We start from the raw sequence: 21,323 nt of genomic DNA, 5'->3' as shown, positions 1-21,323 counted from the left end.
GAAGATGTATCTTACGGGGCTTCTTTTTATTGTTAGCGAGTGGAGAGCTTGTTCACGAGCATAGCGACTCGTTTGCCAAGATACTCCGCCGTTGCAACATCAGAGGCATGTAACTGACCATCTTCATCACCTTGTGCAACAATACCGCCTTGTACACCATAACGATTCAGGTTTTGCTCGCCAGAATTGCTGATCTTATCCAACCCGACCCACATCATGCCGTGTTGGTTAGCGAGCGTTTGTAGATATTGTAATGTGCAAGATTGATCGCCATTCAACGCTCCTCCGCTAGTAAAACCTGCTGCCACTTTATTTGCCCACTTCTGGTAATACCAAGATTCACTGCTTGCATCTGCAAATGCTTTAAACTGTGCTGCTACACCGCCCATATAGGTCGGTGAGCCAAAGATAATCGCATCACACTCAGCAAGTTCATCCATTAGGTTAGGATTCACAAAACGTCCCTCAATAATCTCACTGCCTTCAATTCGGTGAGAGAGGATTTCACATTCACCTTGCTGCTTAATGCCTTGTTGTTCAACGCCTGCGGCAATCGCGCGAGCAAGTTGACCAGTAACGTCGGTTTTAGAGAAATAAATAATCGCAATTTTGGACACAATGGTTCCTTTTTTCATTGTTGATTTTTAATCGTGCGACTAAGGCTAAAACCTCAAGCTAAGTTGAGGTCAACACTAAAACTTAAAAAGAAGTGCATTAAAAAAGCCGATGTAGATACATCGGCTTTTTAGTGGGTTATTTCTTTCTGCGAGTATAAATCCGAGATTTTGCTTTACTTGGCTCTGGCTTGTTTTTTGCCAGCTTTAGCACTGCTTTTTGCAAAATCTGGTTGTTTGGGTAAGTGATTAAGTTTCCGTTGTCGTGCTTAATTAACACGTGAAACATGCTGATTTCTTGAATCTCACCGCAGATGTCTTCATCTTTATCTACGACTTTAATTCGGTCACCCACTCGGTATGGGAAGACAAAAAAGATCAAAAAGCTGGCAGTGATGTTGCTCAGAATTGACCACTGCGCAATAAACGCCACACCTAATACGGCAAAAATGGACGATAGGAACAAAGACACATCGCCATAGCCAATACCTGTGATAATGGCAAAAATAGAGGCGGTCAAAAATAGCAGCGCGACATCGAAACAGCGCTGAATAAAACTCAAACGAGCCTTTTTTACACCTTTCGTTGTTGCCAAATTTAGGATGGCTCTATTTACAATCCTCTTCAGGATGCGATACGCGATCAGGACAAAAATGCCCATCAATAGTTTGTAACCGAGGGAGCCCGTAGTGAAATACTGGCTCACTTGCTCAAATTGGATCCAATCATTCATTTCTTCATCTCGACGATATCTAGAAAGCGGCTTTTATAGCTGATTTTTTGCTGTAAGTAATCACAATTTTTCTTTACACCATTTGTCTCTGTGTTGAGGTACTACAGAGTACTATATTGGTTAATCAAAGACTTAGTGAGCATTGCGAACTCTTTGGCTTTATTACTTATATTCAACCAAAGCTGACGTGATTTTGAAAAGAGCAATCTTTGAGCTGTATCCCATATCCGACATTCTATGACGCTAGTTCCTTATAAACGAGCTGAATATGACTTTTGTCCTGATAACCTAAGGTGTATTAATTGAAATAGCTTTTAGGGCGTTGAAAAATGGAAGAAGATGAAAAGGCGATTATGATTTTATTCGTGATTGTTGGCCTTGTACTCGTTTGGGTCGCGCTTGAAGAACTTAATTATCTCGGGCTCCCAATAAAATAAGCCCCGTTAAACACAAGTTAAACGGGGCCTTTGTCTTTTATCAATGTGAATTCAGGTTAGCTAACCGCACGCACTTTGCCTTGTTTCAAATCGTTCAGCACTTGCGCTTTAGGGCCATCTGCGATGATGCTGCCTTTCTCCATCACAATTACGCGATCAACGATGTCGAGCATAGACGTTTTATGCGTAATCAGAATCAGCGTTTCACTAGGTTTCAACTGTGCTAATTGATGCTTAATGTGCATCTCTGAGCGGTTATCCATCGCACTGGTTGGTTCATCCATGAGTAGAACAGGAGGACGACCCAAAAATGCACGAGCGATCGTGACTGCTTGACGTTGACCCCCCGAAAGCATTGCACCACCTTCACCAACTTGGCGTTCTAAGCCCGCTGGGTCAGATTGCGTAAACGCAGTAACACCGGCACGATTCGCTGCGTCTAGTACGTCACGGTCATCGGTTAATGGGCGACCTAGCGTAATGTTGTCGCGGATAGAACCAAAGAACAGATTGGAATCTTGCGGCACACAACCAATATTACGGCGAATGTCGACATGATGCAGCTGTGCGATGTCGGTATCATCAATGCGAACATGACCTTCCGTCGGCTGATACAAGCCCATGATAAGACGCTCTAACGTGGTTTTACCCGAACCGATACGGCCTATGATCGCTACTTTTTCGCCTGGGTTAATGGTTAAGCTCAAATCTCGAATCGACGCCACCGGTGAATCTGGGTAGTGGAAGGTCACGCGTTCAAGTTCAATTTTGCCTTGTACTATTGGACGGTGAATGTAACGTTTACCTTCTTCTTGTTCATCCGGCATTTCCATGACTTGATTGATAATTGTCATAGAAGACTTCGCTTGGTTGTAGCGCGTAGAGAGTAAGGATAACTGAACCAAAGGACCAATCGCGCGGCCGCTAAGCATGGTTGCGGCAATCAAGCCACCCATGGTTAAGTCGCCCTCTGCAATCAAGTAAACGCCTAGGATGATCATCCCTACGTTACTACTTTGCTGCACAAAACCTGCTGCGTTTTGAATGCTATCCGTAATTCGGCGGCTTTTTATATTCCAGTTCGCCATGTGCGCAACTGCCTCTTCCCAGCGGTATTGGAATTGGCTTTGCGCACTGAGCATTTTTACGGTTTCTAACCCAGCCAAGCTCTCTATCAAATTGGCATATTTTTGCGATGCTAGGCGTGAACCCTCCTCAATGGAGCGGCGCAGCGGCCCTTGTATCAGTAGCGAGTGAATAATCAAAATGACCACGCCCACCATCGGTACATACACAAGATCGCCAGCCATTAGCCATATAATCACTAAGAACAAAATGGCAAAAGGCAAATCAATGAGAGCACTGACGGTCGCTGAAGTAAAAAACTCTCGAATAGATTCGAATTCTTGTAAATGGCGAGCGAAGGCACCGACCGAAGGCGGCTTCGATTCCATTCTAATCCCCATCACTTTGCTGAACAGTTTGGATGAAATCAGAATGTCAGACTTCTTGCCCGCCACATCAATGAAGTAATTTCTCAGCGACTTGAGAATGAAGTCGAACAGGAACACGACAAAGATGCCGCTTGCTAGTACCCATAGGGTTTCAAACGCAAGATTCGGAACCACTTTGTCGTACACCAAGCGAGTGAATAGCGGAGCGGCAACCGCAAAGAGGTTGATGAGAAGTGATGCGATTAAAACATCACGGTAGATGCGTTTTGACTGCCACAAGGTGGACCAGAACCAGTGGCCTTCGTTGGTTTTGAGCACTTCGGGAGAGCGCTCATCGAAACGGAATTGCTTTTTAACTAAAAAGTACCGACCAGTGTATTGCTCAAGTAGGTCTTCTAATGGAATAGAGATCGGCACCATTCCACTTTCTAGGGTGGTGACTTCGGCCTCGCGTTTCTCCATATTGATGCTGTTGAGAACGCAAGAGTCACCGCCTTTAAGAACTAAGATTGCCGGCAGAATTAGGCTGGAGATGCTCTCCAGCTCTGCGCGGTTTTCCTTGGCAACCAATCCGGCCCTTTCCGCTGCTCTTGGTAGCAAAAATGGGGTCAGTTTACCGTCAGATAGCGGTAGTCCGTTGACTAGCGCTTCTGGCGAGTTAGCTAACCCATAGTAACGGCTAACGTAGATGAGCGAATTCAGTAAAGGGTCTTTCATCGTTGATAAACCTTTTTATTCCTTGTCGACGATGAATCCTTGGAATACCTCAACAAAATGTTCAGTGAGGAAGTCCAACTGGATTTGAGTTTCGATACGCGATGCGATAGTCGTAATACCAAGGTTGTGGGCAGTACGAGAGATCGACGTTAGCGTGAATTTCTGTTTTTCGTCGTGCAAGTTGTGTGTGAATAGGTAATCGAGCTTCACATAGTTCGGGCGGAACTCTTGGATGTATTCCAAAGATTGGAAGTTACGTCCGTAGTTATCTACGCCGAACTCAGCACCTGATTGGCGAATGGCATTACATAACAGTGCTGTGTGGTGAGGCTGATCGATAAAGCATTCCTCTGGAATTTCAAAGTGTAGCTTAGAGGCCACTTTGGCGTGTTTTTCCAGCATGCTAGTTGTCCAGCGAATAAACGATGGTTGAGATAAGCTGCTTTGCGCGATGTTAATCGCGACTGGGTCATTAAGTTCACCACTTTCTAGCATCTTAATCATTGATTCAATGACATACTGGTCAAAGATGTTGGTGGCGTCTAACTGTTCTAGTGCGAATAGGTACTGATTCGCACGATACGTTTCACCATCTTTTTCGATGCTTGAAAATACTTCGTTGTGGAATACTTTACCCCATGTGTTTTTCGCAGCTTGGAAACGGAATTTAACCCAATCACTATGAATGGCTTCTTCAACCAACGCTTTCCATTGCTGTTTACCCATCAAACTAGAAGGTGTATCACTGCCAATGAAGCCGTATGGCTTGTCTGGTTGCGCTTTGGCTTTCGATAGTGCGTTGTCCACCATCGAGAGGATTTCAGAGCGCGTTTTCTGATCTTTGCTGTGTGCAACCCCTAGTGACGCTTTAGGTTTTGCTAAGCCTGTTGGGTCAGTATTTAGGCCGTTCACACAATTGACGATGCTGTCCGATAAAATGCGTAACTCACTCTCATCCATATGAGGGAAAAGCAAGCCGAACTCATCACTAGACAAGCGAGCAATAGTGGCACCCGGTACATCAATTGTGTTTTTCAAACGTTGAGACAGTTCTTTAACGTGGGCATCTGCGCGTTGGTAATCTTTGGTCTCGTAAATGTCCCCAATGTATTCAGCATGGAGTAGCGCGATACCCCCTTGCGTTTGCTCTGCAAGCCATTGGTCGATTTGGTTGATGTAGAATGAGCGGTTACCCAATTTAGATATAGGATCGAGGTAAGCCTGAGCACGCAGACGTTGCGCCTCTTTGGCTTGCTCTTTGAATGATAGCTCGATTTGAGCAGACATCATGTTAATGCCATCTACCACCGCGATAAGATCTTTGGTTCTTGGACGAGCAAGCGGTTCACCAAATTGGTTATTCGCGATTTCATGCATTTTATTTACGATGGCCGTTAATGGTTTTAGCGAGCGACGTAGGATGTATGAAATTGCCACTAAACCAGCTAGAAAAATGACACTGAATACAGACAGCAAGCCAATAAAACCTTGCCAGAGCTGCTCGTAAGCTGCGCCTGGGTGGCTAATGATTTCTACTTCGGCGAGCTGCATCCAACCACTGGTCACAACACGCTTATCGTGAATCGCTTTAAATAGATTCATGTCGATAAACCATTGTGGCACCGTACTTGGTTTAACTGGGTAGGTACGCACGATCTGGTAGTCAGAATCTAATGCTGTAAGACGAACAACTGAGTAGGTGCTGCCGTCAAATAGAGCATTAATCACGGACTCAACCGCGACTTTATCTTTGTCCTTTAGGTAAGGAGCCAATGCCAAACCTACGGTGTTAATAGTGTTGTTGACCTCTGAACGTTGCTGTTGCTCCAAGCTGTCTCGAGTCGTGTTGAATTGGATTACGAATACTGATGCCAACAAGAGTATAAAGACCGTAACCATCCCCACCACAAGCTTCTTATATAGGGTCATGTTTCTCACTCGTCATAGTTAATTTTAGGTTTATTTAACTGCAACTTACGTTCGCGCGAGCGTAAGTCATTCCAAAGGCTCAACCGTGATGCTTTCCCTGCCAGCTCTCCAGTGCTAGCAGATGACTTCATCAACCACAGGTTTGTACCATTAAAACTGTATATCGGTAGCAAGTCGCTACGCTTAGAGGCTCGGACAATGTCAGGATTGATATTATCGAGAATGAGCGGCTCAGAACTTGGGGTAGGGTAGTAAGCTAATACCATGTGAAACTGATTCAGTTCGATGGCTTTTACGTATATTAACCGCATCTTTGAATCTGGTATTCCTAGCTCGAGTAAAGAGAAGTACTTAGCAATAGTGAAATCTTCACAGTCTCCTGCGTTACTCCCTAAAAATTCGAGTGGCGTAGCCCAATAATCTGTCTTTCCCCACAGTTTTATGTCGTCAACGAAATACAGCTGATTAAAAAAGTCGTTAACGCCAGCGAGCTGTTCATGAGTCTCTAATTGTTTAAATAAGTCGAGGTTCTTTCGCCATGTATTTACGCGCAATCCCGCACGTTCGCCGTACACCGCTGTGACCGTATTGACCCATCGTTGTTCTTTACTGTTCAGCGCACCAAGTTGGAACGACAAACAACTTAAGCTGATTAATAATGTAACTTTACGCTGCAAATTGGATCGCATATTCGACTCGTATCACAAGTATACTCTTCTAGAGAGTTCGTCAGTGAGAAATAAGTGCTTTTTATTTAATTACTTATCGCTCAATACTCCCTATCGCGAGTATCTTAATGTGGTTTACTCCTTCAAGGCGTTCGTTTTGGCACTTAAAATCGGTTTAAGTAGATATTCCAAAACGGTTCGCTTCCCTGTGATGATATCGACCGATGCTGTCATTCCTGGAATGATTGGTAAATCTGCATCTTGACCAAAGTTTGTTTTTTCGGTGCGTACACGAACAATGTAGAAGCTGTTGCCTTCTTCATCTTGAGTGGTATCCGCGCTGATATGTTCCAACTCTCCCTCTAAACCGCCGTACTTTGTGAAGTCGTAAGCTGTAAATTTCACGATAGCATGAAGATCTGGGCGTAAAAATGCGATGTCTTTTGGCGCAATTTTCGCCTCTACCAATAGTGTGTCTTCTGTTGGTACGATCTCGACGATATCCATACCAGGTTGGATAACACCACCGACAGTATTGATGTTCAGTGTTTTGATTTTGCCTGTTACTGGCGAATTCACAACCGTTCGGTTTACTCTATCTTCCAAGCCCACCGCTGATTCAACCAAAGCAGATAACTGGTCTTGGGCGCTGTTGAGTTTCTCTTGCTGTTCAGAGCGGAATTTGAGTGCAACATCAATACGGTTGAGCATGGATTCTCGAATCGCTGATTGCAATACGGGAATCTTGAGCTCACTGGACGTCATTTCACGACGGGTATCGTTGACTTGGCGCTGTAATTTGAGCAGTTCAATACGAGGAACAACGCCCTCGTCTGCCAAAGGTTTGGTGATATCGAGTTCTTTTTTCGCGTATTGGTAGCTTTGACGCAAGTTCCTTACTCGTGCTTGGATCTCTACCAAGTCCTGCTGCTTTTGCTGCACTTGTTGGTCAATAACAGAAAGTTGGTTGCGTAAATTATCTAGATCTTCGCGATATTCTGCTTTTTGACGCTGTGTGAGTTGAGGTCGAGTCTCTTCCAAGGTTGGTGGGAAGGTCAGTTTACCGTAATCAAGTAGTACACTTTGACGCCAGTTTTCCGTTTCAAAATCACGATTAACGGCAACACTGTTAATAGAAGCGGATAGTTGCAGCACAGATGCGGTAAGGTTGGCAACTTGTTGCTCACGTTCACGAAAATCTGAGCGAAAGCGGGTGTCGTCGATAAGCAGTAACTGTTGGCCTTTTTCAACCAACTGACCTTCTTTGACCAAGATTTCTTTGACTAAGCCACCTTCTAAGTTTTGGACTACTTGTATCTGTGAGGAGGGAATCACTTTGCCTTGACCAACCGTGACTTTGTCGATTTCAGCCCAAGATGCCCAACCTATTGCTGCAATGAAAAATAGCACCATAACCCAAAGCATAAAACGCGCGCTGTTGGGGGTATTGAGGAGCAATGCTGCAGTTTTGTCATCAACAAAATCCAACTCTTCATCGTTGAGTTTGTTGTAGTTATCTCGGCTCATCACAGTCCCTGCTTATATAATTACGGATTATCTTTTTGATCTTATTATTATTAACCGATCGTGTCAGCATGCTCGGCTAATAAAATATGAGAAGAGGGTTATTCTCTCTTCAAATGAGCTTTCTTACACTTTCTAAATCAAACAAAAGCATAATTAGCGCCGGAGTATAGCTATTACGCCTTGAACTTGGCTTTATCCAACTGATGTTTTTTTAGTTTGTCGTACAAGGTTTTGCGTGATACCTGTAATTCTAGTTGAACCTCTTTGAGTCTGCCGCGATGTCTTTGCAATGCATCGAATAACAAGCAATATTCAAAGTATTCTGTGCGCTGAGTCATACTCTGAATTTCAAGACTTTTCTCACTGTTCCAATCTTCCATTCTAAAAGTATCTGGCTTGAGGGCACGAAGTTCAGCAAATTGGCGTAGCTGCTTAACGTTTTCTGGCCATTCGAGACTGGTGAGGTGTTTGACCTCTTCTAGGCTGATATGTGGCGGCTGTAACTGATATCGGCTCGCGGTGTGGCGCACAAAGTGCTTGTATAAAGGCCCTATATCTTCCTTTCTCTCATCGAGCGTCGGTAAGTGAATTAGAGTCGCCAGGGATTTTAGAGGCGGCTCGGCTTGGGTGGTCGCGCCAAAAACACGTTCAAGTTTTGGGTGCTTGAATAAGTATTCCCATTGCTCAAATGATACATGCTCTGCGCTATGTAAGTACAAACTGCAGTGGCGTTTTCCCTCACTTAAGCGGTGTATGGCTTTGTCGAGCGCTTCTAATGAAAGCTCATAGAGGTCTTCACCAGAAGCGGCGATTAGCTCACTATCCGGTGTTGCATGTATGTCGTGGGCAAATTGTGCAGCGAGTCGCCGACCCGTACCATCTTGACCTACAAAAATGAGCGGCTGGCTTGTGGGCGCACTGATCAAGGCGCGACGAATACTAACCATGGCCTTACTGTGACCAATCATTTTCGGACCAACATGAGTTTGCATGTCGAGCTCTTTCTTAAGCCAGATGTTTTCTTGCAACAAGTTCAGTTTATCGCTGGCATTGTTGAGCGATTTCATGAGCTGTTCCGTTGAAAACGGTTTTTCTAGAAAGTCGTACGCGCCGCTTTTCATCGCATCTACCGCGGTTTTCACATCTCCATGTCCAGTAAGTACGATGAATTGAAAGTGATCGTTTTTGCTTCGCAAAGTTCGCATAAACTCCAAGCCATCCATCACGGGCATATGGATATCGGTAATGATAATCGCAGGCGTATTTGAGTCGATTACGCGTAAGGCTTCTACTGCGTTTGGTAAGCAGGTGACGTCTATCCCTTCAATCAGCAGGGCTTGAGACACGGCATCACGAATGTGTGGTTCGTCATCAACAAAGAAAACTGAGTTATTCATGGTCGCTTTCCACTTCTGGAGTACGTTTATTCTGATTGACTATTGGTAGCGTCACGATAAAGGTCATGCCTCCTGCTTGTTGTTCTGTGTTCTGATGTTTATAGGCACAGAGGGAGCCGTGATAGCTCTCTAAAATGCGTTTGGAGATGGTCAAACCTAATCCTAAGCCCTCTGGCTTAGTCGTAAAAAATGGATCAAAGATTTTTGCTAGGGCTTCGTCTGACATCCCTGGTCCGTTATCGGAAACAAGAATGTCGCAACTGTCATCATGACACTGAACAGCAATGGATATTTGCGGATCGATACAGTGGTTTTCCATCGCTTGTGCGGCGTTGTGGAAGAGGTTGATCAGCACTTGTTCTAATTCAACGCTGTGAATGGCCAGCTTCACATCATAGTCGATGGCCGGAACTTTTAGTGTTACTCCTTGCTTAATAAGCTTGTTGCTCAAAATGCTGGTGGCAGTATGTACCGCGTCGTGCAGTACTGAGATTTCATTGTGTGAATCGTGCGTGGCTTTCCGAGTAAAGACTTTTAAGCGGGCAATGACTTCCGAAATGGTGTCATTGAGTGTCAGCATTTTGCCCAAATTGTCAGCGACCATTGGGTATTTTTCCATTGCCAACAAACGCTGCGAGTTTTCGGTATAGGTTCTTAGTGCGGAAAGTGGCTGATTTATCTCATGATTAATACTGGCTGATAGCTCGCCCAACAGTGCCAATTTCGCGGCTTGCGTCAGTTCTTGTTGTGTTTGTTTAAGCTCTTGTTGGCTTTGCTCATATTGGCGGATGGTCTGTTGTAGTTTTTGGTTGGCTTCACTCAGAACTAGTGTCCGTTGCACTACTTTTTCTTCTAGGCTCACATTGAGATGGGCAAGGCGTGCTTTGTTAACTAGGGTTTGGAACCACGCTAACGCAATTAGAGCAATGAGCGCATATAAGATCAGGAAGACGATATCGGCCTGTAAAACGGCGGCAAGAACGCTGTTGTGGTTAATTAAGGCAACGACGCGAAACCCTTTATCCAATAAGTGTGTTGCGTATGCGAGGTAATTTGGTGATAGAAGCAATTGATTGTCATCAAACTCCGTGACACCACTATGTGCCGTTAACTCACCAAAATATTCGGGCAAGGTATCGCCATATTGACGCGTTTCGGTAAGTTCATTTATTGCACTCGATGACAGTGGGAAAAGTGCACGATAGCGCCAGTCTGGTAAATTGCTCATAAACACGACATTGTGTTTATCTGTAATGAGTACGTCAGTCGTGGTTTGCGAAAGGCGCTGTTCTAATTGCTCCAAGTTCACTTTTACTGTGATCACGCCAACGACTTCCTCATTTACCCACAGCGGAGATGAGAAGAAGTACCCACGTTTATTCGAGCGCACGCCTAATCCAACATATTGAGCGGGCTCACCGCGTCGTGCATTTTTAAAATAGGGGCGATAGCTAAAGCTAGAGCCAACAAACGTATCTTCTTGCTGAAAGTTACTTGAGGCAATGACTAACCCGGTGCGGTCATGAACGTAAATCGTATCGGCCAAACTTTGCTTCAACCAATCTGATAACAGTAGGTTGAGCTCTTGAGAGGGCGTTCCGCGCTCTACTGCTTTGAGTAGCCTTGGGTCGTGACTTAATAGGTTTGGTATCTGTTCAAACTTTGCCAGTTCGTAGTCCACTTCTTGTGATACTTGCGCGGCTTGTCTCTCTAGCTTTTGTTGCCATTGATCATGTTGGTATTGAGTTGCGTAATGGTGAGTAAGCGCAAGCCCTGAAATGCCAACGGCACACAGTAGCAGTAAAAAATGACGTAGGGCTTTGGGGTTGAGTAAGTTCACGATCGGCTCACTGATTTTTTGTGTCATGGTATCAAATGAAGCACTGTGATGCTGTGAGCGGCAACGATAACAAGCACAATGATGTCCTTGTATTTCCTCAGTATCGGGAGCACAATCGACAAAAACGAGTGAAGGAGTAAAGATGGAACTTGCTGATATTCGTCGTGAGTACACCAAAGGTGGGCTGCGTCGTAAAGATTTGAAAGCTGATCCTATTGATCAATTTAATCTGTGGCTAGAGCAAGCAGTTGAAGCGGGTTTAACTGACCCGACTGCGATGACAGTTGCAACGGTTGATGAAAATGGCATGCCGTTTCAACGCATTGTTCTATTGAAAAACGTCGACAAAGATGGTTTTGTGTTTTACACCAACCTAGGCAGTCGCAAGGCCCAGCAGCTAGAGCATAACAGCAATATTAGTTTGCACTTCCCTTGGCATCCGTTAGAGCGCCAAGTTCATATTACTGGTGTGGCTGAAAAGCTTACCGCCGTAGAGAATATGAAATACTTTACTTCTCGTCCTAAAGAGAGCCAGTTGGCCGCAATCGCGAGCAAACAAAGTAGCCGTATTTCTGCCAGAGGTGTGTTGGAAGGTAAGTTTTTAGAGCTAAAACAGAAGTTTGCTAAGGGTGAAATACCAGTACCAACCTTTTGGGGGGGCTTTCGCGTAAAACCAAAGAGCATCGAATTTTGGCAAGGTGGCGAACATCGCCTTCACGATCGTTTTCTTTTCTCCCAGCATGATGGAAGTTGGGACATTGATCGTTTAGCGCCATAGGCTTATGGTCCCTCATGAATAAACAAACACCGCCGAATTGGGGCGGTGTTTTTGTAGGTGGAAGCGATGCGAATTATCGCTCTCCATTCAACACAACCGATAATTGATGCTTAAGCAGCGTTTTGGGTACAACAGAGCCGTAGCCTGCTTCCATTGCTTTATCTATTAGCTCGTTCTTGCTGTTCGCTGCAAACTTATTACGTAAGCGTGCGACGTGACCTTCAACGGTTTTTGTTGATATGCCCATGACCTGAGAGATGAATTGAGGCTTTTTGCCATAGAGCAAGAGGAAAAGCGTTTCTTGCTCGCGGCATGTGAGCTTCTCTGGTTTTGGTTGTAAGTCAGAAAAACGAAAGATGGATTGTTGATTTGGGTTGGTACTGATTGCACGACAAACCCAATACCCGACTTCAATCACGGCGGTGTCGGTGAGTTCCCTTCCGTAGAAAATGGTGCCTACGATGTCGCCTTTGTCATCTCGCCACGGTGTTTTAGTAAATATATGTGCTCGCCAGCGGCCATCTGGATAAGGGTGGATATCCAGAATTTTTAGTGACTCGCCAGTTTCGAGAACGTGTTTATCTTGGCGTTGAAATTCTTGCGCGCATTCAGTGGTTGGGCTGGCCATATCAAAATCAGTTTTACCCAAGCACTCCTCGGGCGACGTGTGCCCTAACAGTTCTGCGTATTCCTGGTTTACGTATAGGAATACCGAATCTTTATCTTTGCATCCCCAACAACCTGGTAGCTGTTTAAGGAGGGATTGTTCTATGGTATCGACTGAAATATTCACAAAAGGACTCACTACATACTGCTTTTACCAATACAGAGACGTCCGTGTTATATGGCTCGTATTGATGTTGCCAAGTAGGCAGTTACGTTGCTAGAACACGTTCGTTGATTGGCGCTCAATCCAATTAAATTCATGGTGTTCGATGTTTTCGTCAGGTAGTCATAGACAACGACGGAATGGAACGAAGAGTTTAATTGGGAAAATGGTCTGTTTCATTACAGATATGTGCGCTCACGGATGTCCGCCTAATGTTCGGCTTACAACTCGTATCGTCCTTGATCATGCTTCCTACAACTCAGTTGTAATGTGGTTGACGTTCATATCACTTGTGAGTGAAAGAGCAGCACCTAAGCATATGAGAGGGACAGTGAGACAAAAGCTATGATATCAGCTTATGCCATTGTTTTCATTGTTGAGAAGCGAAAAAAAAGCCAGCCTGAAGACGGGCTGGCAACACAAGATATAATCTTGTCGACGTGTAGAAGAGGTTCTAAATTACCTAGCGAGGGTCTGCTAAGTAAGTTAGAGGTATCAATGAGATACCGAGAGCTTTAGATCGTATGCATCTTAAAGCTCGATAACTAATGTATTGAATCAGAAGCATATTAGTAAGGGGGGAAATCCCTCTATGTTGAGTTTAAGCGTGGGTTTCGATCCGTTTCAGGGACGACCTATCTAATATGGAGCACGATGTTTTACAAAATAACGGATTGTTCGGTAATAAGGATCTTTACATTGATTGATTATGCATACGTAAGGTGTTGCCTATCTATCCGTTTTTGTTAATAAAATTGGTTGCTCACTGACCGTAAATTAACCTCGCATGATCATCGTTCCGGAACTATGATCATGTAAATGAACTTGATCATGCTGATTTGATCTTGTCGATTGAGTTGGGTAAAAGTTGCAACCCAACAAAGAAGGTATATGATGCGAAGACGTAAGCTGACGGTGTAAAGACGACTGTTTAAAATGAGTGACTCCGATAACCAAAAAATCCTTTCATATCAAGAGATTATGCTGCCAAAGCCGGCGGAGCTGATCACACTTCCGTCTTATATGGATTGCCACGATCATTCTTATACGCAGATCGTGATTGGTTTAAAAGGGCAAGCCGAATTTGAAGTGCGCGGGCGAGGTAATCTTGTCGGCCCTGGTCAAGGTTGTGTGGTCACCGCATGCTCTGATCATGCTTTCGGTGGCGTCATCAATCAATCGGATATTTTGGTGCTGAATATGCCCAAACCGACAAATGATGATCCTGAAATGCTTCAAAAAATCAATAACCTGGAGAGAGACCATGTCTACTTCCAGTTAGATAGTCAAATTCAGAAGCTGATACAGATGTTGGTTCAGGAAATGCGAAACCATCCGGATGACCTGCTGTTAAGTCGTGCGTGTAACGACACTGTGATTGCGTTAATGCAGCGCCATATCTCGGCATTTGAGACCAGTCGAAAAGAGTCGCGCTTTGATTTGGAGGCGATTGATCGTTACATTGAGCAGCACCTGAATCATAAGATTAGTGTGGCTCAATTGGCCGGGCGAGTGTTTCTTGGGGAAAGTCAGTTCCATTGCTTGTTTAAAGAGCAGATGGGGATTACACCTCATCAATATGTTCTCGGAAAGCGAATCGACATGGCTCGTGAATTAATCGAGCAAGGTCACCTTTCTTTAGGGCAAATTGCCGAGTTTACTGGCTTCTCAAGCCAGAGTACTTTTACTCATACTTTTACTCGCTTACAGGGAATATCACCTTCCCGTTATAAAAAACAAGTTGGATAACAACGCGTTTTTTAGGTCAAATAATCATCAAATTAGAATAAAGCCATGCACTATGCATGGTTTTTTATGTTTTATTCACGTGATCTATCTCTCGTTTTTTTAAATTCTCTGTTCTTTACAGTAGCTGATATGCCACTTGATCCTACATTTTCTCTTAGAACGAGCTCTTCACAAAAATCTTATTGATATTCTTGATATTTTGTTGTGAATGCAATGAAAAAATTAAAATTTACAACACAAAATATTACCTATTTGAATGTGACTATGTGGATGTTTTGTTATAAAAGCGAGTTTTTGGCAAAAATGTCGTAGTTTTTGACAAGTATTCTTATCGGCCTCAAAATACACTGCCAGCCATTGATAATCCTCGAAGCGGTTTTCGAGGAGTGAGATTGAGGAACACACATGTTTACAGCTACGAACGTGTTGACACCGGAATTTATCGGGCAGCCGCTTGATAAGTTGTGGTCACTGATCTCGCCATTATATATGGTGGACGAGTCTCAATGGCTAGAGCAACTATTGCCACTAGCGACGCCGACAGAGGATGAAAAATCGGCGATCACTACCCAAACGACCCACCTTATCGAAGCCATTCGTGCCGATAAGAAGTCAATCCAGATGATTGATGCTTTATTGCTGGAATACAGCTTAGATACTCAAGAAGGTATCTTGCTGATGTGTCTTGCAGAAGCATTAATGCGCATCCCAGATGCCGCGACAGCAGATTCTTTGATTAAAGATAAGTTGAGTGTCGCAGACTGGAAATCTCACCTGAAGAACTCTGACTCTGTGTTTGTTAACGCATCAACATGGGGCCTCATGCTAACAGGTAAAGTGGTTGGTCTTGGTGAGCAAGGCACCCAGAGCCCAGGTCAGGCTGTAAACCGTCTGGTAAATAAATTCTCTGAGCCTGTGATTCGTAAAGCCATGTATCAGGCAATGAAGATCATGGGTCACCAGTTTGTTCGTGGTCGTACGATCGAAGAAGCGCAGAAGAACGGTCGTCCAATGCGCGACAAAGGTTTCACCTACTCATTTGATATGTTAGGTGAGGCGGCGTTAACTACAGCGGACGCGAACAAGTACTTCAAAGATTACCTAATGGCGATCGAAGCGGTGGGTCGCGAGACTTACGGTAACGACACCAGCCCTGAGCCTTCGATTTCCATCAAGCTTTCTGCATTACACCCGCGCTACGAAGTCGCAAATGAAGAACGTGTAATGACAGAGTTGTATGACTCACTAATGCAACTACTAAAACGTGCTATTGAAGTCGACGTTGCAATCACAATCGATGCAGAAGAAGCGGATCGCCTTGAGCTTTCCCTGAAGCTATTTGAGAAAGTATACCGTAGCGATCTTGTGAAGGGTTGGGGCAAGTTTGGTTTGGTTATTCAAGCCTACTCAAAACGTGCGCTACCAGTCTTGGTGTGGCTAAATGCACTCGCAAAAGAACAAGGTGACGTTATTCCTCTGCGTTTGGTTAAAGGCGCGTACTGGGACAGCGAAATCAAGTGGTCTCAACAAGCGGGTTATGCAAATTACCCAGTATACACTCGCAAAGAAGCGACGGACGTTGCATACCTAGCTTGTGCTCGTTTCCTACTTAGCGAAGGTGTTCGCGGTAATATCTACCCACAATTTGCAAGCCACAATGCTCACACGGTGACGGCAATTGCTGTCATGGCGGAGCACAAAGAATACGAGTTCCAGCGCCTGCATGGTATGGGTGATTCACTGTATAACCATGTTATGAAAATGTACGGTCAGCCAGTACGTATTTATGCACCTGTCGGTAGCCATGCTGATCTTCTTCCGTACTTGGTTCGTCGTCTGCTTGAAAATGGTGCGAACAGCTCGTTTGTACACCGTCTAGTTGATGCGCGTTGTCCGATTTATGAGTTGACCCATCACCCTGTGGATGTGTTGACGGGTTTTGACACGCTACACAACGACAAGATCCCATTACCTGCCGACATCTTCCCTGAGCGTAAGAACTCATACGGCGTCAACATTGATATCGACAGTGAGGCGAAGCCATTTGAAGCGCAGGTCGAGAGCTTCATGGACAATCAGTGGGTTGCAGGCCCGATGATCAATGGTGAGCGCTTTGCCGAAAGCATGATCAAGGAAAATGCGGCTGAGGTCATCACCGCACCATACGATCGCCGAATTGAAGTCGGCAAAGTGGCATTTGCAACTCTTGATCACGTTTCCGCTGCAATTGATGCGGCGCAAACTGCTTTCTCTGATTGGAAAGCCGTTCCTGTTGAGCAAAAAGCGGCTTGTTTAGAAAAGCTTGCTGACTTAATGGAAGAAAACCTAGCTGAGCTGGTGGCGATTTGCCACAAAGAAGCGGGTAAAACGATTCACGATAGCATTGATGAAGTTCGTGAAGCGGTGGATTTCTGTCGTTATTACGCGAAACAAGCGCAAAACCTACAGCCATTTGAGCTAGAAGGCTTTGATGGTGTGAAACGCATTTCTAGCCGTGAAGGTCTTGGTGTGTTTGTGTGTATTAGCCCTTGGAACTTCCCGTTGGCTATCTTCCTTGGTCAGGTGACGGCAGCACTGATTGCGGGTAACACAGTGGTTGCAAAACCTGCTGAGCAAACAAGCTTAATTGCCTCTCGCGCTATTGAACTAATGATTGATGCTGGCTTCCCTGCAGGTGTGATTCAGTTACTTACTGGTCGCGGCGCTGAGATCGGTCATGCACTGACTTCTCATGATGCTATTGCTGGTGTGGCATTCACTGGCTCAACGGCAACGGCGCAACGCATTAACGTCACGCTCGCGGAGCGCAGCGCGAAACCAGTTCCGTTTATTGCGGAAACAGGTGGCCAAAACGCAATGATTGTGGACAGTACTGCATTGCCAGAGCAGGTGGTGCGTGATGTGATTCGTTCGGCGTTTGCATCTGCTGGTCAGCGTTGTTCTGCCCTTCGTGTTCTATTTGTACAAGAAGATGTAGCAGACCGTATGATCAACCTGATTCAGGGTGCGATGAATGAACTGCATGTTGGTTTACCTTACCTACACAAAACAGATGTTGGTCCGGTTATCGACAGCAATGCAAAACAAAAACTCCTCGCTCACCTTGAGCAAATGAGCAAAACACAGACTAAAGTCGCTCAGCTACAGCTGGATGAATCGTGCCAGCATGGTGACTTTGTCTCACCAAGTGCGTTTGAAATCTCGGGCATCGATGTGCTGCAAGAAGAACAATTTGGTCCAATCTTGCACATTGTTCGCTTTAAAGCGTCTGAATTACCGAACGTGGTTGCGCAGATCAACAGAACGGGTTTTGGCTTGACGATGGGTATCCATAGCCGTAACGAAACCACGTACCGTTGGATTGAGAAACATGCACGAGTAGGTAACTGCTATATCAACCGAGACCAAGTTGGCGCTGTGGTTGGTGTACAGCCGTTTGGTGGTCAAGGCTTGTCGGGTACTGGCCCGAAAGCTGGTGGTCCACACTACCTATTCCGCTTTACTCAACATCTTCTTGCTCAAGCAGAAAACGCATAAGGAGTCGCATTATGGTTCATCAGATCACCTATTTTAAAGATGCATTCTCTGCGTGGGAGCAGTGGAATCTGACTGATTTTGATTACAAATGCGAGCATGTTCTGGCATTTAAATCTGCACTAGAAGGGCAGCAGTCTACCGTTGCCAAAGTGGTTTCTTACCACTTGCAACAAGCATCAGCTCTTCTTGCAGAAACTCACCAGTTAGTTGGCCCTACAGGGGAAACTAACGAACTGTATGCCGCAGGACGCGGTGTGGCTTTGGTGATTTGTGAAAACAACATCGAGCCTGCTGATAATGCGTTATACAGTGCTTTTGCGATGATCACCTGTGCCTTAATTGCAGGCAACAGTGTGGTCGTTTGCAGTGACAATGCAGAGCTAAACCAATTGGTTAAGCAAGCTGTAGCGTTGGCAAACTTCCCATCTAACTTAGTCCAGGTTGTTGCGTACGATGCGTCTGCCCCGTTGCTTGAGAGCGATGTACGTAGTGTGGGTTATGTTGGGCGTTCACAGGTTGAGCATGCGCTCAATCTTCAACTAGCTAAGCGTGACGGTGCAATCGTCGGCTTAGTTTCTGAAACGGATTTAGAGTCACCGAAATTGGCTCATGATCCTCATCTCTCGTTGCGCTTCATTACTGAGCGCACTCGAACGATAAATATTACCGCGGTGGGTGGTAACGCAACTCTACTCGAGTTGGGGAACGAAACTCACTAACCTGACTTGTAATGCCAATCTGGAGTAACTGGACTGAGAGCCGGTCCAGATTGGTTTTTTATACTCTGATGTATTGCTGAGACGGTAAAATATCAGGGCAGGCAAGGAAGGAAATAATTATAACGAGGACTATCTAATGATAGAAAATAGCTTTGCTATCACGTCCACTTTTGTGGCGTATTTACTGATTATGGTTGCTATTGGCGTTTACGCGTATAAGAGGACTTCCAATTCATCTGACTACTTCCTAGGTGGCCGTAGCCTAGGTCCGTGGCCTGCTGCATTATCTGCAGGTGCTTCAGACATGAGTGGTTGGTTGCTGCTAGGTTTGCCTGGCTATGCGTACGCTGCGGGTATCGAGGCCTTCTGGTTAGCCGGCGGTCTACTTCTTGGTACATGGGCAAACTGGCTCATCAGTGCAAAACGCCTCCGTACCTACAGTATCCAAACTGACGCGCTAACGTTGCCAGAGTTCCTGTCACGTCGCTTCAACGATAAGTCGAAACTGATTCAGACAATCTCTGCGTTTTTCATTCTTCTATTTTTCCTTTTCTACACCAGCTCAGGTTTGGTCGCAGGGGGCAAACTGTTTGAGACGGTATTCGGTCTAGATTATACCTACGCTGTTATCATCGGTACGGTGTGTGTCGTTTCTTACACACTATTCGGTGGTTTCCTAGCGGTATCTTGGACTGACTTAGTGCAAGGTCTGCTAATGGCGGCTGCGCTAATGATTGTTCCTATAGCGGTAATGGACGGTGGTTTAGGTCAGCTAAGTTCTGATCTACATGACATCAACCCAGAACTTGCAACGCTATGGAATGACGCGAAAGGCGAACCATTGTCTGCGATTGCCATTATCTCTCTAGCGGCGTGGGGCCTTGGTTACTTTGGTCAGCCACACATCCTAGCGCGTTTTAAAGCGTCTCGTTCAAACAAAGATCTAACGACTGCACGTCGCATCGCAGTGATTTGGACGGCACTATCTATGGTTGGTGCAATGCTTGTTGGTCTTGTTGGTCTGGTTTGGGTTACGGGTCATCCGGGTACTCAACTAGAGGACGGTGAGAAGATCTTCATGCTATTGGTTAACGCAGTATTCCACCCTGTCGTTGCGGGTATGTTGTTAGCAGCAATCCTAGCGGCGGTAATGAGTACCGCTGACTCACAGCTCCTTGTTTCATCTTCAGCGCTTGCAGAAGATTTCTACAAGCAAGTATTCAAGCCAGAAGCGTCTTCTGAAGAAATCGTAATGATTGGTCGTATCGGTGTTATCGTTATTTCGCTTGTTGCGCTATTCCTAGCGATGACGCCTGATAGCTCAGTACTTGGTCTTGTATCTTACGCTTGGGCTGGTTTTGGTGCGGCATTTGGTCCTGCGGTTGTACTTAGCCTTTACTGGAGCGGTATGAACCGTAACGGCGCGTTAGCAGGTATTCTTGTTGGTGGTATCACTATCGTGGTTTGGAAGCAGCTAACTGGCGGTTGGTTTGATGTGTACGAAATCGTACCGGGCATCATCTTCTCTACGCTTGCCATCATTGTGGTAAGTAAAGCAACGGGTGGTGCTGCGCAAGACGTGTTAGACCAACACCAGTCGTTCGAGAAAAAACTGGTTGAACTAGACTAGTAACTTCCCGTATATGAAAACAAAGCCCGCTATTTTAGCGGGCTTTGTTTTATCTGAAACTTAATTAACGTTAATGGTGGTAGCTTGAGATCAGAGCTTAGCATTGCTCGGTTAGATTGGAGTGTTAGTCGCGACGAATTTTGGCGTAAATAACGGTGTTACTCAGCTCTCCCGATGTGGTAAGACGTTCGTTTCTGAGCTCTCCTTCGAACTCATAACCACAGCGTTCGGCTACAGCCCGGCTCTTTTGGTTGGTGCTATCAGCATGAATTGCGATTCTCTTGGCGCCCAAGTCATCAAACGCATAGCGCTCAACTTCGAGCACAGCCTCGGCAACATAACCATTGCCAACGGCAGCATTATCTAACCAATAACCTATCTCAAAGGATGGTACGTCGGGATCTCGAATCATCAAGCCGACCGCACCCAGTAAGCGATCGCTTTCCTTTTCAATGATGTAGTAACGCAGCTCTTCTTCGAAGTTTTCAAAGTTTGCGATGGCTTTCTCTGTCCCTTCTATCATCGCTTCTAATGTCAGCACATGAGGCACCCACGGCAGATAGACTTCGAGAGTCTTTTGGCTGCGAACGACAGCTTGATGCGCCTCTTCGGCTCGTTCTAAACAAGCAGGGATGAGTTTGAGACGTTTCGTTTCCATGCCGACTCTCCTATGGGTGAAAAATGAACGGAAAATCATTTAAACAGATGTACTTAGAATGATCTAGTCAACGCCGTCATATTATTCACTTGGTTTGCCAGAGAGAA

Annotated in this window: 15 protein-coding genes; 5 read left to right on the top strand and 10 right to left on the bottom strand. The window is 45.3% G+C overall.

From position 1 onward, the window contains the following. Positions 1 to 32: 32 nt before the first annotated feature. The 8 genes from R7E38_RS01505 to R7E38_RS01470 form a co-directional block, all read right to left on the bottom strand. Positions 33 to 617: a flavodoxin family protein gene (locus R7E38_RS01505; RefSeq protein ID WP_226082697.1), complete on the bottom strand. Its 585-nt coding sequence runs from the start codon at positions 615 to 617 to the stop codon at positions 33 to 35. A gap of 136 nt (positions 618 to 753) precedes the next feature. Further along, positions 754 to 1,347: a mechanosensitive ion channel family protein gene (locus R7E38_RS01500; RefSeq protein ID WP_226082700.1), complete on the bottom strand. Its 594-nt coding sequence runs from the start codon at positions 1,345 to 1,347 to the stop codon at positions 754 to 756. A gap of 493 nt (positions 1,348 to 1,840) precedes the next feature. After that, positions 1,841 to 3,955, bottom strand: coding sequence for a type I secretion system permease/ATPase (locus tag R7E38_RS01495; protein WP_005374556.1), 2,115 nt, complete (start codon positions 3,953 to 3,955; stop codon positions 1,841 to 1,843). Positions 3,956 to 3,970: 15 nt separating this feature from the next. Next, entirely contained in the window at positions 3,971 to 5,884 is a 1,914-nt protein-coding gene (locus R7E38_RS01490) for an EAL domain-containing protein (RefSeq protein ID WP_005383568.1), read from the bottom strand. A 5-nt stretch (positions 5,885 to 5,889) separates the two neighbouring features. Next, positions 5,890 to 6,573: a transglutaminase-like cysteine peptidase gene (locus R7E38_RS01485; RefSeq protein ID WP_005374561.1), complete on the bottom strand. Its 684-nt coding sequence runs from the start codon at positions 6,571 to 6,573 to the stop codon at positions 5,890 to 5,892. A gap of 114 nt (positions 6,574 to 6,687) precedes the next feature. Continuing rightward, positions 6,688 to 8,079 carry an HlyD family type I secretion periplasmic adaptor subunit gene (locus tag R7E38_RS01480; protein WP_005374562.1) on the bottom strand — a complete coding sequence of 464 codons (1,392 nt, stop codon included), beginning with the start codon at positions 8,077 to 8,079 and terminating at the stop codon, positions 6,688 to 6,690. A gap of 173 nt (positions 8,080 to 8,252) precedes the next feature. Then, entirely contained in the window at positions 8,253 to 9,476 is a 1,224-nt protein-coding gene (locus tag R7E38_RS01475) for a sigma-54-dependent transcriptional regulator (RefSeq protein ID WP_005374563.1), read from the bottom strand. Then, positions 9,469 to 11,343: an ATP-binding protein gene (locus R7E38_RS01470; RefSeq protein WP_226082702.1), complete on the bottom strand. Its 1,875-nt coding sequence runs from the start codon at positions 11,341 to 11,343 to the stop codon at positions 9,469 to 9,471. The genes R7E38_RS01475 and R7E38_RS01470 overlap by 8 nt, the downstream gene beginning before the upstream one ends. 115 nt (positions 11,344 to 11,458) lie before the next feature. Between R7E38_RS01470 and pdxH the strand changes: the two genes are divergently transcribed. After that, the gene (gene pdxH / locus R7E38_RS01465; protein WP_005374570.1) at positions 11,459 to 12,094 is read left to right on the top strand and encodes a pyridoxamine 5'-phosphate oxidase; all 636 of its coding nucleotides are present in this window, start codon (positions 11,459 to 11,461) and stop codon (positions 12,092 to 12,094) included. Positions 12,095 to 12,167: 73 nt separating this feature from the next. Here the strand turns inward: pdxH and R7E38_RS01460 are convergent, their stop codons facing one another. After that, positions 12,168 to 12,887 (bottom strand): PAS domain-containing protein, encoded by a 720-nt coding sequence (locus tag R7E38_RS01460; protein ID WP_017820063.1) that lies wholly within the window; start codon positions 12,885 to 12,887, stop codon positions 12,168 to 12,170. A gap of 972 nt (positions 12,888 to 13,859) precedes the next feature. On the opposite strand from R7E38_RS01460, the gene R7E38_RS01455 reads away from it, so the two are divergent. From R7E38_RS01455 to putP, 4 genes are all read left to right on the top strand, one after another. Next, positions 13,860 to 14,672, top strand: a complete 813-nt coding sequence (locus R7E38_RS01455; RefSeq protein ID WP_046875650.1) for an AraC family transcriptional regulator — start codon at positions 13,860 to 13,862, stop codon at positions 14,670 to 14,672. 405 nt (positions 14,673 to 15,077) lie between these two features. Next, positions 15,078 to 18,209, top strand: coding sequence for a bifunctional proline dehydrogenase/L-glutamate gamma-semialdehyde dehydrogenase PutA (gene putA, locus R7E38_RS01450; RefSeq protein ID WP_318081650.1), 3,132 nt, complete (start codon positions 15,078 to 15,080; stop codon positions 18,207 to 18,209). An 11-nt stretch (positions 18,210 to 18,220) separates the two neighbouring features. After that, positions 18,221 to 18,928, top strand: a complete 708-nt coding sequence (locus tag R7E38_RS01445) for a 1-pyrroline-5-carboxylate dehydrogenase (RefSeq protein ID WP_005383557.1) — start codon at positions 18,221 to 18,223, stop codon at positions 18,926 to 18,928. Between the two features lie 136 nt (positions 18,929 to 19,064). Continuing rightward, on the top strand, positions 19,065 to 20,558 hold the full coding sequence (gene putP, locus R7E38_RS01440) for a sodium/proline symporter PutP (protein ID WP_005374582.1): 1,494 nt from the start codon (positions 19,065 to 19,067) through the stop codon (positions 20,556 to 20,558). Between the two features lie 124 nt (positions 20,559 to 20,682). Here putP and R7E38_RS01435 read toward each other — a convergent pair whose 3' ends face one another. After that, entirely contained in the window at positions 20,683 to 21,216 is a 534-nt protein-coding gene (locus R7E38_RS01435) for a GNAT family N-acetyltransferase (RefSeq protein ID WP_017820066.1), read from the bottom strand. Between the last annotated feature and the right edge of the window lie 107 nt (positions 21,217 to 21,323).

The sequence above is a fragment of the Vibrio sp. Vb2131 genome, from assembly GCF_033338535.1.
Taxonomy (GTDB): domain Bacteria; phylum Pseudomonadota; class Gammaproteobacteria; order Enterobacterales; family Vibrionaceae; genus Vibrio; species Vibrio alginolyticus.
The sequence above is the reverse complement of the archived record's forward strand: the minus strand, read 5'-3'. Positions and strand labels throughout refer to the sequence as shown.

What these genes read in the sequence shown, in the direction of transcription:
- R7E38_RS01455 (WP_046875650.1), top strand. Translation starts at nt 13,860, where the DNA reads ATGAGTGACTCCGATAACCAAAAAATCCTTTCATATCAAGAGATTATG.
- R7E38_RS01485 (WP_005374561.1), bottom strand. Translation starts at nt 6,573, where the DNA reads ATGCGATCCAATTTGCAGCGTAAAGTTACATTATTAATCAGCTTAAGT.
- R7E38_RS01435 (WP_017820066.1), bottom strand. Translation starts at nt 21,216, where the DNA reads ATGGAAACGAAACGTCTCAAACTCATCCCTGCTTGTTTAGAACGAGCC.
- R7E38_RS01475 (WP_005374563.1), bottom strand. Translation starts at nt 9,476, where the DNA reads ATGAATAACTCAGTTTTCTTTGTTGATGACGAACCACACATTCGTGAT.
- R7E38_RS01490 (WP_005383568.1), bottom strand. Translation starts at nt 5,884, where the DNA reads ATGACCCTATATAAGAAGCTTGTGGTGGGGATGGTTACGGTCTTTATA.
- R7E38_RS01500 (WP_226082700.1), bottom strand. Translation starts at nt 1,347, where the DNA reads ATGAATGATTGGATCCAATTTGAGCAAGTGAGCCAGTATTTCACTACG.
- R7E38_RS01495 (WP_005374556.1), bottom strand. Translation starts at nt 3,955, where the DNA reads ATGAAAGACCCTTTACTGAATTCGCTCATCTACGTTAGCCGTTACTAT.
- R7E38_RS01470 (WP_226082702.1), bottom strand. Translation starts at nt 11,343, where the DNA reads ATGACACAAAAAATCAGTGAGCCGATCGTGAACTTACTCAACCCCAAA.
- putP (WP_005374582.1), top strand. Translation starts at nt 19,065, where the DNA reads ATGATAGAAAATAGCTTTGCTATCACGTCCACTTTTGTGGCGTATTTA.
- R7E38_RS01480 (WP_005374562.1), bottom strand. Translation starts at nt 8,079, where the DNA reads ATGAGCCGAGATAACTACAACAAACTCAACGATGAAGAGTTGGATTTT.
- putA (WP_318081650.1), top strand. Translation starts at nt 15,078, where the DNA reads ATGTTTACAGCTACGAACGTGTTGACACCGGAATTTATCGGGCAGCCG.
- pdxH (WP_005374570.1), top strand. Translation starts at nt 11,459, where the DNA reads ATGGAACTTGCTGATATTCGTCGTGAGTACACCAAAGGTGGGCTGCGT.
- R7E38_RS01445 (WP_005383557.1), top strand. Translation starts at nt 18,221, where the DNA reads ATGGTTCATCAGATCACCTATTTTAAAGATGCATTCTCTGCGTGGGAG.